The 17,112-nt window shown below is 63.4% G+C and carries 14 protein-coding genes; 10 read left to right on the top strand and 4 right to left on the bottom strand.

All coding sequences use genetic code 11. The features are described from left to right. Position 1: 1 nt before the first annotated feature. From V7Z98_RS02775 to V7Z98_RS02740, 8 genes are read left to right on the top strand one after another with little or no spacing between them, the layout of a single operon-like run. Entirely contained in the window at positions 2-973 is a 972-nt protein-coding gene (locus tag V7Z98_RS02775) for a hypothetical protein (RefSeq protein ID WP_334156901.1), read from the top strand. Between the two features lie 2 nt (positions 974-975). Further along, positions 976-2,025, top strand: a complete 1,050-nt coding sequence (locus V7Z98_RS02770; RefSeq protein ID WP_334156900.1) for a polysaccharide biosynthesis protein — start codon at positions 976-978, stop codon at positions 2,023-2,025. A gap of 1 nt (position 2,026) precedes the next feature. Then, a complete protein-coding gene (gene wbjC, locus V7Z98_RS02765) occupies positions 2,027-3,145 on the top strand; it encodes a UDP-2-acetamido-2,6-beta-L-arabino-hexul-4-ose reductase (RefSeq protein WP_334156899.1) in 1,119 nt (372 codons plus the stop codon). A gap of 22 nt (positions 3,146-3,167) precedes the next feature. Further along, on the top strand, positions 3,168-4,298 hold the full coding sequence (gene wecB / locus V7Z98_RS02760; RefSeq protein WP_334156898.1) for a non-hydrolyzing UDP-N-acetylglucosamine 2-epimerase: 1,131 nt from the start codon (positions 3,168-3,170) through the stop codon (positions 4,296-4,298). A gap of 7 nt (positions 4,299-4,305) precedes the next feature. Then, on the top strand, positions 4,306-5,553 hold the full coding sequence (locus V7Z98_RS02755; protein ID WP_334156897.1) for a glycosyltransferase family 4 protein: 1,248 nt from the start codon (positions 4,306-4,308) through the stop codon (positions 5,551-5,553). After that, positions 5,550-6,482, top strand: coding sequence for a UDP-glucose 4-epimerase family protein (locus V7Z98_RS02750; protein WP_334156896.1), 933 nt, complete (start codon positions 5,550-5,552; stop codon positions 6,480-6,482). The genes V7Z98_RS02755 and V7Z98_RS02750 overlap by 4 nt, the downstream gene beginning before the upstream one ends. Beyond that, positions 6,479-7,039 carry a sugar transferase gene (locus V7Z98_RS02745; RefSeq protein WP_334156895.1) on the top strand — a complete coding sequence of 187 codons (561 nt, stop codon included), beginning with the start codon at positions 6,479-6,481 and terminating at the stop codon, positions 7,037-7,039. Before V7Z98_RS02750 ends, V7Z98_RS02745 begins: the two co-directional genes overlap by 4 nt. A 30-nt stretch (positions 7,040-7,069) precedes the next feature. After that, on the top strand, positions 7,070-9,019 hold the full coding sequence (locus V7Z98_RS02740; protein WP_334156894.1) for a polysaccharide biosynthesis protein: 1,950 nt from the start codon (positions 7,070-7,072) through the stop codon (positions 9,017-9,019). Here the strand turns inward: V7Z98_RS02740 and cysN are convergent. Next, positions 8,997-10,919: a sulfate adenylyltransferase subunit CysN gene (gene cysN / locus V7Z98_RS02735; RefSeq protein WP_334156893.1), complete on the bottom strand. Its 1,923-nt coding sequence runs from the start codon at positions 10,917-10,919 to the stop codon at positions 8,997-8,999. The two genes, V7Z98_RS02740 and cysN, sit on opposite strands and share 23 nt — an antisense overlap. Then, complete coding sequence (gene cysD / locus V7Z98_RS02730) at positions 10,919-12,280, bottom strand: sulfate adenylyltransferase subunit CysD (RefSeq protein WP_334156949.1); 1,362 nt, start codon at positions 12,278-12,280, stop codon at positions 10,919-10,921. The genes cysN and cysD overlap by 1 nt, the downstream gene beginning before the upstream one ends. A gap of 166 nt (positions 12,281-12,446) precedes the next feature. Between cysD and cysQ the strand changes: the two genes are divergently transcribed. Beyond that, positions 12,447-13,235, top strand: a complete 789-nt coding sequence (cysQ, locus tag V7Z98_RS02725) for a 3'(2'),5'-bisphosphate nucleotidase CysQ (RefSeq protein WP_334156892.1) — start codon at positions 12,447-12,449, stop codon at positions 13,233-13,235. Next, the gene (locus tag V7Z98_RS02720; protein ID WP_334156891.1) at positions 13,232-14,011 is read left to right on the top strand and encodes a sulfite exporter TauE/SafE family protein; all 780 of its coding nucleotides are present in this window, start codon (positions 13,232-13,234) and stop codon (positions 14,009-14,011) included. Before cysQ ends, V7Z98_RS02720 begins: the two co-directional genes overlap by 4 nt. Positions 14,012-14,280: 269 nt before the next feature. On the opposite strand, the gene V7Z98_RS02715 is transcribed toward V7Z98_RS02720, so the two are convergent. Next, complete coding sequence (locus V7Z98_RS02715) at positions 14,281-15,525, bottom strand: nitronate monooxygenase (RefSeq protein ID WP_334156890.1); 1,245 nt, start codon at positions 15,523-15,525, stop codon at positions 14,281-14,283. Positions 15,526-15,637: 112 nt separating this feature from the next. Further along, the gene (gene chrA / locus V7Z98_RS02710; protein ID WP_334156889.1) at positions 15,638-17,023 is read right to left on the bottom strand and encodes a chromate efflux transporter; all 1,386 of its coding nucleotides are present in this window, start codon (positions 17,021-17,023) and stop codon (positions 15,638-15,640) included. Between the last annotated feature and the right edge of the window lie 89 nt (positions 17,024-17,112).

Raw genomic sequence — 17,112 nt, 5'->3', positions numbered from 1 at the left:
GATGCATCATTTCTGCACCCTGTTCGATCGCAACTACCTGGTTAAGGGCGTGGCTATGCTGCGCTCCCTGCAGCGCCATTGTCCGACCGCTCGGGTGCACGTGCTGTGCATGGACGAGGAGACCCGGGAGATTCTGCAGGAGCTGGCGATGCCCCACGTCAGCTGCCTCTCCCTGGCCGAGGTGGAGGACCCCGAGCTGCTCGCGGTCAAGCCGACGCGCAGCATCGCTGAATATTGCTGGACCCTGTCGCCCTGCCTGCCCTGGCATGTGCTGCAACGGAACCCAGAGATCGATGCGATCACTTACATCGACGCCGACCTGTACTTCTATTCATCGCTGCAACCCCTGTTCGACGAGATCGGCGCGGCCTCGATCGTCATCATCGAGCACCGTTTCCCGCCGCCCCTCAAGCATCTGGAGGTGCGCGGCCGTTATTGCGTTGAGTGGGTGGGCTTCCGCCGCGACGAGGAGGGCATGGCCTGCCTGGCGCGCTGGCGCGAGCAGTGCATCGACTGGTGCTTCTATCGCCTCGAGGCGGATCGGATGGGCGACCAGAAATACCTGGACCGCTGGCCTCAGGATTTCCGCTCGGTGCATGTCCTGCAGCACCCCGGCGGCGGTGTCGCGCCGTGGAATTTTGGCCAGTACGATTTCCGCCAGGACGACAGCGGCGCGATCACGGTGGATGCCGCGCCCCTGATTTTTTATCATTTCCATCAGTTTCAGATGTTGTCCAACGGTCGCTTCAATCGTATCTCCGGCGCCTACACCGGGATGGGACGTGAGCCGGAGCGGGTGTACGCGGAATACGAACAGGCCTTGCGCCGAGTGTTGGCCGAGGTGCGTCAGCGGCGGGCGGGATTTTCCGCCGGGATGAAACCGGCGCTGCGGGTCTATGCCCAGCGCCTCGTCCAGCTCCTGCTGCCAGCCCCGGTCAAAGAATGGCTGAAAAAATTTATCAGGGCCGTATAACCATGAACGACTTCGATCACAAGACGATCTTGATCACCGGCGGCACCGGTTCCTTCGGCGGCGCGGTGCTCAAGCGCTTTCTCGACACCGGGATCCGCGAGATCCGCATCTTCAGCCGGGACGAGAAGAAGCAGGACGACATGCGCAAGCGCTACGCGAATCCCAAGCTGAAGTTCTACATCGGCGACGTGCGCGACAGCCGTAGTGTTAGCGCGGCGATGCGTGGCGTCGATTATGTGTTTCACGCGGCGGCGCTGAAGCAGGTCCCGTCCTGCGAATTCCATCCGATGGAGGCGGTGCGGACCAATGTCCTCGGCACCGAGAATGTGCTCGAGGCGGCGATCGCCGCCGGGGTCAGCCGTGTGGTCTGCCTGAGTACCGACAAGGCGGTCTATCCGATCAATGCCATGGGCATCAGCAAGGCGATGATGGAAAAGGTCATGGTCGCCACCAGCCGTAACCTGGAGAAGACCAGTACGGTGATTTGCGGCACTCGCTACGGCAACGTGATGGCCTCCCGCGGATCGGTGATCCCGCTGTTCGTGAATCAGGTCCGCGCCGGCCGTCCGATCACCGTGACCGACCCGAGCATGACCCGCTTCATGATGACCCTCGACGATGCGGTGGACCTGGTGCTCTACGCCTTCCGCTACGGCAACAACGGTGACATCTTCGTGCAGAAGGCCCCGGCGGCTACCGTGCAGGTCCTCGCCGAGGCCATCCTGGCCCTGATGGGCCGCCCCGAACACAGGTTGGACGTGATCGGTACCCGCCACGGCGAGAAGCTCTACGAGGCGCTTCTCGGCCGCGAGGAGATGGCCTGCGCCGAGGACCTGGGCGACTACTACCGGGTGCCCTCGGACGGCCGCGACCTGAACTACGCCAAGTTCGTCGAACAGGGCGAGGACCGCCTGACCCAGAGCAGCCACGGCGAGGACTACAACTCCCACAACACCACCCGTCTTGGTGTCGAAGGCATGAAAGCGCTACTCCTCAAGCTGGATTTCATGCAACGGATCGTTCGCGGCGAGCCGGTTGAAGCAGAGGAATGAATTGAAACGCATACTCATTACTGGCGCCGACGGCTTTCTCGGCAAGAATCTGCGCCTGCACCTGGCCGAGCGGGCCGACGTCGAGTTGCGCGCCTACACCCGTGCCGACGATCCAGCCGAGCTGCCCGCGCGGGTGGCCGAGGCCGATGTGGTGTTTCACCTAGCCGGTATCAACCGTCCCCAGGATCCAGCCGAATTCCAGAGCGGCAACGCTGACCTGAGCCGCCTGCTGGCCGCGGCTGCCACCGCGGCGGCACGTGCCGGGCGGCGGCCGACCCTGGTCTATGCCTCGTCCACCCAGGCGGCCCTCGACAATCCCTACGGACGCAGCAAGCGCGAGGCGGAACAGGCCCTGTTCGCCGCGGCCGGGGCAGCGGACCTGCCGGTGCATGTGTTCCGCCTGCCCAATGTGTTTGGCAAATGGGCGCGGCCCCATTACAACTCGGCGGTGGCAACCTTCTGCTACCAGATCGCCCGCGATCTGCCGATCCAGATCAATGATCCCGCCGCGGTCCTCAACCTGGTCTATGTGGACGACGTGATCGCCCGCTTCCTGGCGATCATGGACGGTGAGGTGGCGCCGGGCGCCTACGCCGAGGTCGCGCCGGTGTACCAGACCACCATCGGAGCCCTTGCCGAACAGTTGCGACACTTCCGCGCCGGGCGCGATACCCTGTGCATCGAGCGGGTCGGCGTGGGCCTCGGCCGCGCCCTCTACGCGACCTATGTCAGTTATCTGCCGCCGGCCGCCTTCGCCTACGCGGTGCCGGCTCATCGCGACTCGCGCGGCAGCTTTGTCGAAATGCTGAAGACCCCGGACGCCGGGCAGTTTTCCTTCTTCACCGCCCATCCAGGGGTGACCCGCGGCGGCCACTACCACCACACGAAGACGGAAAAATTCCTGGTCATCAAGGGCACGGCCCGTTTCCGCTTCCGCCACATGCAGAGCGGCGAGACCCACGAGTTGCACACCCGCGGCGAGGAGCCGCAGATCGTGGAGACGGTGCCCGGGTGGACCCACGACATCACCAATGTGGGCGCCGAGGAAATGGTGGTGATGCTGTGGGCCAACGAGATCTTCGATCGCCAGCGGCCCGATACCTACAGTTGTCCCCTGTGACGGGGCTGAACAGGTGAAACCCATGAACAAGCTCAAAGTCATGACCGTGGTCGGCACGCGTCCCGAGATCATCCGCCTGTCTCGGGTGATCGCCCGGCTCGACGAATATTGCGAGCACGTGCTGGTGCATACCGGGCAGAACTACGACTACGAACTGAACCAAATCTTCTTCGACGATCTGGGCATCCGCAAGCCCGATTACTTCCTTTCCGCGGCCGGGGCCAGCGGCGCGGAAACCATTGGCAAGGTGATCATCGCGGTCGACGGCGTCCTCGCCACCGAACAGCCCGACGCGTTGTTGCTCCTCGGCGACACCAACAGCTGCATGGCGGTACTGCCGGCCAAGCGGCGCAAGATCCCGACCTTCCATATGGAGGCCGGCAACCGCTGCTTCGACATGCGGGTGCCGGAGGAAATCAACCGGCGCATCGTCGACCACACCGCCGACATCAATCTGACCTACAGCTCGATCGCCCGCGAGTACCTATTGCGCGAGGGGCTGCCACCCGACATGGTGATCAAGACCGGCAGCCCGATGTACGAGGTGCTCTCCTACTACCGGGCGCAGATCGACCAGTCCGCCGTCCTCGCCCGTCTCGGCCTCTCTGCGGAGGGCTATTTCCTAGTCAGCGCCCATCGCGAGGAGAACGTCGATTCGGAGCGCAACTACCAGAAGCTGGCCAGCCTGCTCGACACCCTGGCCGAGACCTATGGGCTGCCGGTGATCGTGTCCACCCATCCGCGCACCCAGAAGCGCATCGATGCCACTGGGACCCGCTTCCATCCCCAAGTGCGATTGCTGAAGCCCATCGGCTTTTCCGACTACAACCATCTCCAGCTTCATGCCCGGGCGGTGTTGTCGGATAGCGGCACGATCAACGAGGAGTCCTCGATACTAAACTTCCCGGCGCTGAATCTGCGCGAGGCCCACGAGCGCCCCGAAGGTATGGAGGAGGCCGCAGTGATGATGGTCGGCCTGGAGACCGGGCGCGCCCTGCAGGCCCTGGCCATCCTCGAGGAGCAGGGCCGCGGCACGACGCGCAGCCTGCGCCAGGTCGCCGATTACTCGATGCCCAACGTGGCAGACAAGGTAGTCCGTCTGATCCACAGTTACACCGATTATGTGAATCGGGTGGTCTGGAAGCGGACCTGAACATACTGTGAGAATCCTTGTCGTCAGCCAGTATTTCTGGCCCGAGAACTTCCGCGTCAATGAATTGGTCGCCGAGTGGGTTCGCCACGGCCACCAGGTCACGGTGCTGACCGGCCTGCCGAACTATCCCGCCGGCGACGTGTTTCCCCAGTACCGCGCCGATCCCGGACGCTACGCCGAGTACGAGGGTGCGCGGGTCGTCCGGGTGGCGATGACGCCGCGCCGCCAGGGCAAGCTGTGGCTGGTCCTCAACTACCTCAGCTTCGCCTTCAGCGCGAGCCTGCTGGGGGCCTGGAAGCTGCGCGGCGAGGCGGTGGACGTGATCTTCACCTTCGAGCCCTCGCCGATCACCGTGGGGCTGCCCTCGGCCTGCCTGCGCTGGCTGAAGCGGGCGCCTCAGGTGTTCTGGGTCCTCGACCTGTGGCCGGAGACCCTGGTCGCCGTCGGGGTGGTTCGTGCCCGCTGGATGCTCGACCTGGTTGGCCGTCTGGTGCACTGGATCTATGCACGCTGCGACTTGATCCTCGCCCAGTCGAAGAGTTTCGTCGGCAATATCGCCAGCTATTCACCGCCCGGGCAGCGGGTCGAGTATTTCCCGGCCTGGGCCGAATCGATCTTCGATGCCCAGGACGCAGTGCCGGCCGCGGAAGTCGGCGCCGCTCCCGGGGTGTTCACCGTGATGTTTGCCGGCAATATCGGAGAGGCCCAGGATTTTCCGTCCATCCTCGACGCCATCGAGCGCCTCAAGGCGCGCCAGGACATACGCTGGATCATAGTCGGCGACGGCCGCCTGGCGCCCTGGGTGAGTCAGCAAATCGAGGCCCGCGGTCTGGGCGAGCGGGTCACCATGGCTGGCCGCCATCCCCTCGAACGGATGCCTTCATTCTTCGCCCACGCCGACGCGCTGCTGGTCAGCCTGCGCGACGAGCCGATCTTTTCCCTGACCATCCCCGGCAAGCTCCAGTCCTATCTGGCGGCCGGCATTCCGGTGCTGGCGATGCTCAACGGCGAGGGCGCGCAGATCGTCGCCGAGGCAGTGGCCGGTTATGTCTGCCGGGCCGGTGATGGCGCCGGGCTGGCGGACATCGTCGAACGGATGGCAGCTCTGGACCCGGCGGCGCGCAAGGCCATGGGCGACAACGGTCGGCGCCTGTGCGCCCAGGAATTCCAGCGCGAGCACCAGATTCGCCGCCTGGAGGGCTGGCTGGAAGAGCTGGTGGCCGCCCGCGGCCGGCGTGGAGGCTGCGGCCGATGATCCTGGTCACTGGGGCTAGCGGCTTCGTCGGCACCGCTCTTTGCGCCCGCCTGTGCCGGGACGGCGCGGCCCTGCGGCGGGTGCTCAGGCAGGCGGCGGGTGACGATCAGGTCACGGTTGGCAGCCTGGCCGCCGACACCGACTGGCGCGCCGCCCTGACCGGGGTGCATCAGGTGGTGCACCTGGCGGCCCGGGTACATGTGATGGACGACCCCAGCGCCGACCCCCTCGCCGAGTTCCGCCGGGTCAATGTTGAGGCCAGCGTGAACCTGGCCCGCCAGGCCGCCGCCGCCGGGGTGCGACGCTTCGTCTATCTCAGCTCGGCCAAGGTCAATGGCGAATCCACCCTGCCGGGACGGCCCTTTTCGGCCACCGACGTGGCCGCCCCTGCGGACCCATATGGCATATCAAAATGGGAGGCCGAGCAGGCCCTCGGCCAGGTCGCCGCGAGCACCGGCATGGAGCTAGTGGTGATCCGGCCGCCGCTGATCTACGGCCCGGGGGTGAAGGCCAACTTCGCCACCATGATGCGCTGGGTCGAGCGCGGCCTGCCGCTCCCCCTGGGCGCGGTGAGCGGCAACCGGCGCAGCCTGCTGGCCCTGGACAACCTAGTGGACCTAATCGTGGTCTGTCTTCACCATCCCGCCGCGGCGGCGGGGACCTTCCTCGTCAGTGACGGCGAGGACCTGTCTACCGCCGATCTGCTGTGCCGCCTGGGCCTCGCCCTGGGCAAGCCGGCGCGGCTGGTCCGGGTGCCCCTTGGCCTACTTCGCATGGCCGCCACCCTGGTCGGCAGCGGGGGCGTCTATCGGCGCCTGTGCAGTTCCCTGCAACTCGATATCGGCGATACCCGGCGTCGGCTCGGGTGGACGCCGCCCCTGTCCGTGGACGAGGGCCTGCGCCTCGCCGCGAAAGGATACGATCGATGAAACGTGCCTTCGACCTGCTCCTCGCACTGTTCGCCGCCGCCGTGCTGGCCCTGCCCATCCTGCTGGTCGCGCTGGCCGTGCGCCTGACCTCGCCGGGGCCGGCCCTGTACTGGAGCGACCGGGTCGGGCGACACAACCGGATCTTCCGGATGCCCAAGTTCCGTAGCATGCGCATCGACACCCCGGCGGTGGCCACCCATTTGCTCGACAACCCGGCCCAGTGGCTGACCCCGATCGGCTCCTTCCTGCGCAAGAGCAGCCTGGACGAACTGCCTCAGCTGTGGAGCATACTGGTCGGCGACATGAGCTTCGTCGGTCCGCGGCCGGCCCTATTCAATCAGGATGATCTGATCGCCCTGCGCACTGAGCGCGGGGTACACGAATTGGTTCCCGGGCTGACCGGCTGGGCCCAGATCAATGGTCGCGACGAGTTGCTGATCCCGCAGAAGGTGGCGCTGGATACCGAATACCTGGCGCGGCGCAGCTTCCTCTTCGACCTGAAAATTCTCTGGCTGACTGCGGTGAAGGTGTTGGCAAGGGACGGCGTGTTCCATTGAAACGACGCAAGCTTCAGCGGATGCTCAGCCATGAAAAAGCCCCTCTATGAATTAGCAATTCCGGTCCTCGCCCTGCCGCGAACGTCCAAGCGCGTCGTCGCCCTGTCGGTGGATCTGGGCCTGTGTGTGCTCACCGTCTGGCTGGCCTTCTACCTGCGCCTGGGCGAATTCGTCGCCCTCTCGGGCACCGCCCTGTGGGCCGTCGCCGCGGCGATCGGGATCGCCCTGCCGATCTTCATCATCTCGGGACTCTATCGCGCCATCTTCCGCTACAGCGGCTGGCCGGCCCTGCTCACGGTGGCCCGTGCGGTGGGCATCTACGGCCTGCTCTACGCGGCAATCTTCACCGCGATGAGCGTCTCCGGCGTGCCGCGCACCGTGGGCATCATCCAGCCGATCCTGCTGCTGCTCTTCGTCGGCGCCTCGCGGGCCCTGGCCCGGGTCTGGCTGGGCGATCAGTACCAGACCATCCTGAAACACGCCTCGCGGCCCAAGGTGCTGATCTACGGCGCCGGCAATACCGGCCGCCAGCTTGTGGCGGCGATGGCAAACAGCCACGAGATGCAGGTGGTCGGCTTCCTCGACGACGACGACAGGCTGCACGGGCATGTGCTCAACGGCCAGCCGATCTACAACCCAGCCGACCTGCCCAACCTGGCCGCGACCCTGGCGATCAGCGACGTGCTGCTGGCCATGCCGGGGATCGGGCGCAAGCGGCGCAACGAGATTCTTGGCCAGATTCGCACCGCCCGGGTCTCGGTGCGCACCCTGCCCAGCGTGATCGACCTTGCTCAGGGCCGGGTCAGTGTGTCGGACCTGCGCGAACTGGACATCGACGACCTGCTCGGCCGCGAGCCGGTGATGCCCAATCACATCCTGCTGGCGATGAACATCCGCGGCAAGGTGGTGATGGTCACCGGTGCTGGCGGCTCGATCGGCAGCGAGTTGTGCCGCCAGATCGTTGCGGTGGGACCGGCCAAGCTGCTGCTGATCGAGCAGAGCGAGTTCGCCCTGTATGCCATCCACCAGGAGTTGGAGGCCAAGGTCGCCGGCCGCGAGATCGCCCTGGTCCCGCTCCTGGCTTCCGTTCAGGATGACGACAGGATGGGCGAGATCATCGCCACCTGGCATCCTGACACGCTCTATCACGCCGCCGCCTACAAGCACGTGCCCCTGGTCGAGCACAACCCGGCCGAGGGCATCAAGAACAACGTGTTGGGCACCCTGCGCACCGCGCGGGCGGCTGCGGCCAACGGGGTGACCGACTTCGTCCTGATCAGCACCGACAAGGCGGTCCGCCCGACCAACATCATGGGCGCCAGCAAGCGCTTGGCCGAGATGGTGCTGCAGGCCCTGGCGGCGACCCAGCCGGGGACTAAGTTCAGCATGGTCCGCTTCGGCAACGTGCTCGGCTCGTCGGGCTCGGTGGTGCCCAAGTTCCGGCAGCAGATCCGCGATGGCGGACCGATCACCCTGACCCACCCGGAGATCACCCGCTATTTCATGACCATCCCGGAAGCCTCACAACTGGTGATCCAGGCCGGGGCGATGGCCCGCGGCGGCGACGTGTTCGTCCTCGACATGGGCCAGGCGGTCAGGATTCTCGACCTAGCGCGGCGGATGATCGAGCTGTCCGGGCTCGCCGTGAAGGATGCGCAGAATCCCGACGGAGACATCGAGATCGAGATTACTGGTCTGCGCCCTGGTGAGAAGCTCTACGAGGAGCTACTAATTGGCGACAACCCCAAGCCCACATCCCATTCGCGAATTATGAAAGCGCACGAGGAATTCATCCCCTGGACAGACTTGGAATCCAAGTTAAACGCCTTGGAGATGGCGCTCACTGTGAACGACGTCGGCGTCATCCGCTTGATGATGGAAAAGTTCGTCACTGGCTACACGCCGAGCGATGAGATCGTGGATTGGGTGTACCTAGAACAGGAGGCGGAGGCACTCGCTATGGGTGTAACAAATTCGTGAGCAAACTAATCGCTACTTCCATATCCTGACCCCCATGTACCAACACACATGAAGGACTTAAAGGGGGCTCATAAGGACTGTTGATACCCGTCATGTTCGGCAACTGCCCGCTACGTGCCTTTTTGTACAGCCCTTTAGGGTCTCGCTGTTCGCAGACTTCTAGTGGCGTATCCACAAACACCTCGACAAAATTTTCGGGACCAATGAGTTCTCGTGCCATTTCCCGCTCTGCCCTGAAGGGGCTAATGAATGCAGTCATCACGATCAGGCCGGCGTCCATCATCAGCTTGGCCATTTCTGCTACTCGTCGGATGTTCTCTACGCGGTCGGCATCGGTGAAGCCCAGGTCTTTGTTCAGCCCCTGGCGGATGTTGTCTCCGTCCAGGATGTAGGTGCGCTTGCCCTGGGTGTGCAGCTCTTTTTCCAGGGTATTGGCAAGAGTGGACTTGCCTGAGCCGGACAGCCCGGTGAACCAGATGACCTTGCCCTTGTGGCCATTGAGGCGCTCGCGATCTTCGCGGGTGATACTCAGTGCCTGCCGGTGCACGTTCTGCGCGCGGCGCAGGTTGTGTCGGATCATGCCAACTGCCACCGTGGCATGGGTGAACTTGTCCACCAAAATAAAGCCGCCCAGGGTACGGTTGTCACCGTAGGGAGCAAATACGAGTGGCTTGCTCAATGCCAGGTTAGCCACAGCAATGTCGTTCAAGGCCAGTTGTTTGCACGATTCGTGCGCCTGGGTATTAACGTCCACCCGGTACTTCAGGCTGGTGAGGCTAGCACTGGCCCATTGGTTAGCCAGTTTCAACTCGTAGGCCCGGCCCATGTGCCCAGGCTCATCGTGCATCCAAACGAGTGTCGCCTCGAACTGATCGGTCATTTCCAGTGGCTTGTCGGCCAAGGCCATCACATCGCCGCGCGAGGCATCCACCTCACGGTCCAGCACCAAGGTGATGGCATCGCCGGCATAAGCCGTATTCAAGTCCCCATCCGCCGTGACGATGCGCGCCAGGGTGGCGGTCTGGCCAGAAGCCGTGATGCGAAGCGCATCGCCTGCCGCTAACTGGCCCGCAGCGAGCGTGCCGCTGAAGCCTCGGAAGCTGGCATTCGGCCGATTGACCCATTGCACCGGGAACACAGCTTTGCTGTGGCTTGGCTGGTCGATGTGGAGGGTCTCCAGACACCCCACCAAGGTGGGGCCTTGGTACCAGGCCGTATGCCTGGAGCGCTCGGTTATGTTGTCGCCCTTGAGGGCCGACAGCGGAATAGGCGTGATGCCCGTGAAACCTAGCGGTTGGGCCAGGGTGTGGAATTCGGCCACGATGGTATCGAATACCTCTGGCTTGTAGCCCACCAGGTCCATCTTGTTGACGGCGAGGACCACTTGTTTGATGCCGACCAGCGACACAAGGTAGGCATGCCGCCTCGTTTGGGTGAGCACACCCTGGCGGGCATCGATCAGTAGTACTGCTACATCGGCGGTTGAGGCGCCGGTGACCATATTGCGGGTGTATTGCTCGTGCCCCGGGGTGTCGGCCACGATGAATTTTCGTCTTGGCGTGGCAAAAAAGCGGTAGGCCACGTCGATGGTGATGCCTTGCTCGCGCTCCGCGGCGAGACCATCTACCAGCAAGGCAAAGTCGATGTCCTGCCCTTGCGTGCCATGCCGCCTGGAGTCGGCCTGCAAGGCGGTGAGCTGGTCGTCAAATACCTGCTGGGACTCCCACAGCAGACGGCCAATGAGGGTGCTCTTGCCGTCGTCCACGCTTCCGCAGGTGATGAAGCGTAGCAAATCCTGCTGGGCTTGCTGGGTCATCCAGTCGTGGATGGTGGCATCTTTAGGGACCTGGGACGTGGCTTGCTGGAGGGGCGCCGAAGAGGTTTTCTGGGGGCGTACCATTAGAAATAGCCCTCCTGTTTCTTTTTTTCCATGGAGCCGGCGCTATCGGTGTCGATCTTGCGGCCCTGGCGTTCGGACTGGCGGGCGTGGATGATTTCGAGCAGGATGTCTTCCAGCGTTTCGGCGTTGGACTCCACCGCAGCGGTCAGCGGGTAGCAGCCCAGGGTGCGAAAGCGCACCTTCTTGATTTGAACTTCCTCACCCGGCAGGAGACGGCAGCGCTCGTCGTCCACCATCATGATCATATCGGGCCGCACCACCACCGGCCGGGGTTTTGCAAAGTACAGCGGCACCATGGGAATGTTCTCCTGATAGATGTACTGCCAAATGTCGAGCTCAGTCCAGTTGCTCAATGGGAACACCCGGATGCTCTCGCCGGGGCTCTTTCTGGTGTTGTAGAGGTTCCAGAGTTCTGGACGCTGGTTTTTCGGGTCCCAGCGGTGTGTGGCGGTTCGGAATGAGAACACCCTCTCTTTGGCGCGGGACTTCTCTTCATCGCGTCGGGCGCCACCAAAGACGACGTCAAATTTGTAATGGTCGAGTGCTTGTTTCAGTCCTTCGGTCTTTGTGATGTCGGTGTGCAGCGCTGACCCATGGTCAAACGGGTTGATGTTCTTTTCGATTGCCTCGGGGTTGGTGTGCACCAACAGATCCATGCCGCTTTCGCACGCCATGAAATCCCGAAACAGGTACATCTCCTGGAACTTCCAGCGCGTGTCGATGTGCAGCAGCGGAAACGGTGGAGGTGCCGGGTAGAACGCCTTGCGCGCCAGGTGCAGCATGACCCCACTGTCTTTGCCGATGGAGTACATCATCACCGGGTTCTGCGCTTCGGCGACCGCCTCGCGCAGGATGTGGATGCTTTCTGCCTCCAACCGTTTGAGGTGGGGAGAAGGTGCCAGACTGGGTTTAGCGTTGCCGCTCAGGCTCAACCCCGTATGCAAGACAGGGCGATAGGCTTGCGGACATAGCTGAATCTCGGTGGTGCTCGGGGCATGGCGCAAGTGCCCGACCAACGCGCTATGCGGAAACACGGCGACGGGTTTGTTGATGTGGCCCTGCAGGTCGGTCAGTGCTTTTTGAATGGCCGTATCGCACAAACTGGCCAAAGGTACCCAGAAACGGGCCCCACGGGCGTCGTTGGCGTGTAAACAGGGCCGGCCGCCAGGCAAGGAATACAACTGGGCAAACAGCACTCGGTCGCGTCGCTTGCGGGCTTGCTCCACGGCCCATTCCAGTACCAGCCGGTTGGGAGAACGGTCGCGCTCGTCCAGCAGCAACGCGGGCGCCAGTTCCTGCGGCAGCAGGCCTAAGGAGTTCAGGCGCCGCTCGGCCGTGCGTTTGGTATCGGCTTCGCCCATTGCTTGCAGGTGGGCGAAGGCGAGTTCGGTGTCCCAGACTCGGGGGGCGTCCAAGCCAAGCAGGCCGACTTCAGATTTTGTCGCAGATTGTTTTTTGTCCATGAAGGCTATTGCCAATTGGCTGTGTTATGATTATTTTGAAAATTAAATCACAAAAACATACGCAATGCGACAAATTGACCGCAAAGACCTGATGGAGCAATTGATTCCCATTGCCCGTACAGCTGGAGACGCCATCATGGCGATCTACAGGCGCGGATCGACGGAAGTGCGCCACAAAGTGGATGCCAGCCCGGTGACGGAGGCTGACTTGGCGGCGCATTGTGTGCTGGCCACGCAGTTAGCCCACCTGTTGCCAGGCTGCCAAGTCGTCTCTGAAGAAGACTCTGCGTCGCTGGTGTACCGTCGAAATACAGGTTGTTTCTGGTTGATTGACCCTCTAGATGGCACCAAGGAGTTCATCGCCCGCAATGGTGAGTTCACGATCAATATCGCCCTGATTGAAGATGGCCGCTGCACGCTCGGGGTGGTGTATGCCCCCGCCATCGATGCGCTGTACTGGGGCGGCGCCGGGCTGGGGGCGTTTCGTTGCATGGGTGCTCAAACGGTTGCCATCAAGGTAGGCGCCAGTAAGACAGACCACGTATGCCGGGTGGTGGCCAGCAAAAGCCATTTGAACGAAGCAACCCAAGCAATGATTGATCGCCTGGGTGAGTTAGACCTGCTTCAGGCCGGCAGCTCACTCAAGTTCTGCCGGGTGGCTGAGGGCGCTGCCGACATCTACCCCCGGTTAGCACCGACTTGTGAGTGGGACACGGCGGCAGCCCAGGCGGTATTGGAGGGCGCCGGGGGCGCGGTTGTGGATCTTCAGGGTGTGCCGTTGCAGTACGGAAAGCCCGATGTACTCAATCCTTCCTTCATCGCCACCCGCAATACGGCTTTGATTCCAACATGATCGATACCGCGTATGCCTTGGCTGGAGCGTTAACTGGCTTTGTAGTGGGATTGACCGGAGTCGGTGGCGGTGCCTTGATGACGCCCATCCTGCTGATCTTTTTTGGTGTGTCGCCCACGACGGCCATTGCCACAGACCTTTGGTTTGCAGCCATCACCAAGTTGGTGGGGGCCAGAGTTCATCATACCAATGGCAATGTCGACTGGCAGGTTGCTAAACGTCTGTGGTTAGGTAGTCTGCCCATGGCTTTGTTGATTGTGGTGATTGTCAGCCTGGGGGCGCAGGTTGCGAAAGTGGGTTGGTTGACGAAAGCCATAGGCATAGTGGTGCTGATCACTGCCATCGGTTTGCTGGTTGCCCCTAAGCTGGTGGCGTATGCCCGAGGTCGGCGCATTGGGCAGCCCGAGCGTTTCAAGGCCATCCAGCCTGCGCTCTCGGTAGTGTCCGGCGGCGTGTTGGGCCTGTGTGTTGCGCTGACTTCGGTAGGGGCAGGCGCATTGGGTAGCGTGATGATGCTCTACTTGTATCCGCTGCGGATGACACCGCATCGGTTGGTGGCAACCGACATCGTGCATGCCATTCCCTTGGCGGTGGTGGTCGGGCTGGGTTATCTGTTCGCAGGCATGGTTGACTGGTGGATGCTGGCCAGTTTGTTAGCGGGTTCAATTCCCACCGTGCTCTTGGGAAGCTTGTTAGCCGGGAAGATTCCTGGTCGAGGAATTCAGATTGCCTTGGCCTTGATCTTGATGGCAGCGGGAGTAAAAGTACTGATCTGACTCAGCCGGAGTACGACTGATCGGCCGCAATGATCACGCGAACGCCGCCGTAGCCAGCTTCCTTGTGGATCTCCTCGGCCATGACGGAGGCAGGGTCGAACACGATGCCGTCTTCGACCGCTCGGTTAGTTGGGGGGCAAATGGTGAGCTTGCTTGCGAGGCAGGACGGTTTCCTGTACTGGGGAACTCACCACCGGAACATGAAAAAGGCCAGAGAGAAATCTCTGGCCTTTTTTGCGTCTTGGCACTGCAAGAGTACAAAGTGCTGTTTACTCCGGCAGCGCAATCTTCCCATCAGTGCTGAACTGGTAGTCATGGAACACATGTTCAGCCGTCAGCAGCTGGTAGCTGCCATCCTCGTTCTTGCGGGTGGTGTCCTTCAGCCGGTAGGTGTAGTGGCCACAGGTCCAGCAGTCGAAGTTGCGCATGTGGGTGCATAGGCAGGTCTTGTCGAATACCTTGACCTTGCGTGCCTCGGGGTGGGCGGCCACTTCGCGGTTGTAGGCTTCGATGTACTGACAGTTGCCGGAGGCGTCGAGCAGGTAGCCGTAGGCTTCGCAGTTGGGGCGGATGCCGCTGCCGATGGCGGGGCTATTCTTGAGCATGCGCATCGGATAGCCGGTGGGCGAGATCTGGTTGACCTCGATCTGGTCTTCGCTGGCCTTGAAGTATTCCTGCTGTACATCTTCGGGCAGGCCGCATTCGTGGGTCACGGTGAAGCGGGTCGCGACCTGGACGGCGCCGGCGCCCATCTCCAGGAAGTTTGCCGCGTCGCTACCGGTGAAGATGCCGCCGGCGGGGATCAGGGGAATGTCCAGCTTTTCCGCCACCAGCCAGGCATGGATCTCGGCGACGATGGCGGCCAGGTCGTACTTGGCCCAGTCCATGCCGAAGCCCAGGTGGCCGCCGGCCAGAGGGCCTTCCACCACCACGTAGTCGGGCAGGCGGCCGTGGCGGGAATTTTTCTTGAGGAAAATTTGCAGCGCCCGCAGGGACGAGACGATGATGCCCAGCTTGGCGTCGTTGTAGCGCGGGTGATCCTCGATCAGGGAAAAGGTGCCCAGATGCAGGCCGGCCGCCAGGGTGACGCCGTCGATGCCGGCGTCCAGGGCGGCGGAAAGGCGCACCCGTAGGGTGTCCTTGGGGGCGTTCATCGTCAGCTTTTCCATGCAGTTGATGAACACCAGTCCGGGGCCGCGCTTGGCTTCCATGGTGCGGCTGACGTGCAGCTTGGTGGCTTCCGCAAGCAGCCCCAGGTCGAACTTGACCACCGACTTGTCCGGGTTGGCCACGTTGAACTTGTACTGAGCGAGCTTGTTGCGCACGTACTTGGTGTTGAAGCGCCGGTCCGACACGGTCGGGACCATGGCGTCCGAGATATGGCCGATGCCACCCAGGCGTGCGGCCTCCAGCGAAAGCTCGGCGGTCGAGATATCGACCCCCATGCCACCAATTACGATCGGAACCAGCTCCTGGTTGCCCAGGCGCAGGCGAAAGTCATCCACTCGCTTCATGTAATTTTGAATCCGGTTTTTTTATGCCTAACCCCGCATTATCGCCGCTCGTGGGGGGGAAGGGGAAATTTCCACGAAAAAAACCGTGGGTCAGCGGGTAATAGGCGGCCGGTTAGTGGGGGAATTGGCTCAGCAGAAGCCCCAGCAGGGCGCAGCCGCCGATCACCTCCACCACGCCGCGCTTGAAGCGCAGCAGGGCCGTGGCTGCCAGGGCGGCTATGACCAGCGATGGCCAGTCGGGCCGGGCCAGGGCTGCCAGGTCCGGGCCGAAGCCGGCGGGCCAGAAGACGTGGTAGGCGAAGAACAGGGCCAGGTTGACGATCACCCCCACCACGGCGGCGGTGATCGCCGAAAGGGGGGCGGTGAAGCGCAGGTCGCCGTGGGTGGATTCCACCAGGGGGCCGCCGGCCAGGATGAACAGGAAGGAGGGCAGGAAGGTGAACCAGGTGACCACGGCCGCGGCGGCGGCGCCGGCCAGGAACGGGTTGGCCCCGGCCATGGCCAGGGTGGCCTCGGCGTGGCCGTAGCCACCGATGAAGCCGACGAAGGCCACCACCATGATCAGCGGTCCCGGGGTGGTTTCGCCCAGGGCCAGGCCGTCGATCATCTGGGCGGGCGACAGCCAGCCATAGTGGACCACCGCCCCCTGGTACACGTAGGGCAGCACCGCGTAGGCGCCGCCGAAGGTCAGCAGGGCCGCCTTGGTGAAGAACCAGCCCATCTGGGGCAGGGGGGCCTGCCAGCCGCCGGCCAGTGCCAGCAGGGCCAGGGGCAGCAGCCATAGCAGTAGTCCGATGCCCGCCACCCGGGCGAGCAGCGGCCAGCGGAAGCGGGCGTGGGGCGGCGATGGGGTGTGGTCGTCGATCAGGCAGGGGGCATGCCCGTCCTGGGCCTGGGAATTGGGTGCGGCGGCTTGTGCCGCCGCCGTGGCCGGGGCGAATCGGTTGGCCAGGTAGCCCGTCAGGGCGGCACCGGCAACGATCAGGGGGAAGGGAAGCGCGAAGGCGAAGATGGCGACGAAGGCCGCCACGGCGATGGCCCAGTGCAGGGGGCGCCCCAGGGCCCGGCCGCCGATGCGCAGGGCGGCGTGGAGGACGATGGCGGTGACCGCCGGTTTGATGCCGTAGAACAGGCCGCTCACCAGGGGCGTGTGGCCCTGGGCGGCGTACAGCCAGGACAGGCCAGTCAGGATCAGCAGGGACGGCAGCACGAACAGCCCGCCGGCGACGATGCCGCCCCAGGTGCGGTGCATCAACCAGCCGATGTAGGTGGCCAACTGCTGGGCCTCCGGGCCGGGCAGCAGCATGCAATAGTTGAGGGCGTGGAGAAAGCGCCGCTCCGAAATCCAGCGGCGCTTTTCCACCAGCTCCTGGTGCATCACCGCGATCTGCCCAGCCGGCCCGCCGAAGCTGATGAAGCCCAGCTTGAGCCAGAAGCGGAAGGCGGCGGCGAAGGAAACTGCGGGTGGCGGCGGGTGATTGGGCGGGGCGTCGGTCATGGCGGTGGGCGAATGGGTATGGCCGCTGGCGTGGCAGCATTGTTGGCGGCCGGCGGCATCCGGCGCAGTATGCGGCCTGGTTCTGGCAG

This window comes from Oryzomicrobium sp. (assembly GCF_036820405.1).
In the GTDB taxonomy this organism is placed as follows: Bacteria; Pseudomonadota; Gammaproteobacteria; order Burkholderiales; family Rhodocyclaceae; genus Oryzomicrobium.
Note: the sequence above shows the minus strand (reverse complement) of the source record. Positions and strands in the feature narration are given on the sequence as shown.

Bases quoted from the DNA above. Each gene is read 5' to 3' on its own strand.
- V7Z98_RS02775 (WP_334156901.1), top strand. From the start codon at position 2: ATGCATCATTTCTGCACCCTGTTCGATCGCAACTACCTGGTTAAGGGC.
- V7Z98_RS02770 (WP_334156900.1), top strand. From the start codon at position 976: ATGAACGACTTCGATCACAAGACGATCTTGATCACCGGCGGCACCGGT.
- wecB (WP_334156898.1), top strand. From the start codon at position 3,168: ATGAACAAGCTCAAAGTCATGACCGTGGTCGGCACGCGTCCCGAGATC.
- V7Z98_RS02750 (WP_334156896.1), top strand. From the start codon at position 5,550: ATGATCCTGGTCACTGGGGCTAGCGGCTTCGTCGGCACCGCTCTTTGC.
- V7Z98_RS02745 (WP_334156895.1), top strand. From the start codon at position 6,479: ATGAAACGTGCCTTCGACCTGCTCCTCGCACTGTTCGCCGCCGCCGTG.
- V7Z98_RS02740 (WP_334156894.1), top strand. From the start codon at position 7,070: ATGAAAAAGCCCCTCTATGAATTAGCAATTCCGGTCCTCGCCCTGCCG.
- cysN (WP_334156893.1), bottom strand. From the start codon at position 10,919: ATGGTACGCCCCCAGAAAACCTCTTCGGCGCCCCTCCAGCAAGCCACG.
- cysD (WP_334156949.1), bottom strand. From the start codon at position 12,280: ATGGGCGAAGCCGATACCAAACGCACGGCCGAGCGGCGCCTGAACTCC.
- cysQ (WP_334156892.1), top strand. From the start codon at position 12,447: ATGCGACAAATTGACCGCAAAGACCTGATGGAGCAATTGATTCCCATT.
- V7Z98_RS02720 (WP_334156891.1), top strand. From the start codon at position 13,232: ATGATCGATACCGCGTATGCCTTGGCTGGAGCGTTAACTGGCTTTGTA.
- V7Z98_RS02715 (WP_334156890.1), bottom strand. From the start codon at position 15,525: ATGAAGCGAGTGGATGACTTTCGCCTGCGCCTGGGCAACCAGGAGCTG.
- chrA (WP_334156889.1), bottom strand. From the start codon at position 17,023: ATGACCGACGCCCCGCCCAATCACCCGCCGCCACCCGCAGTTTCCTTC.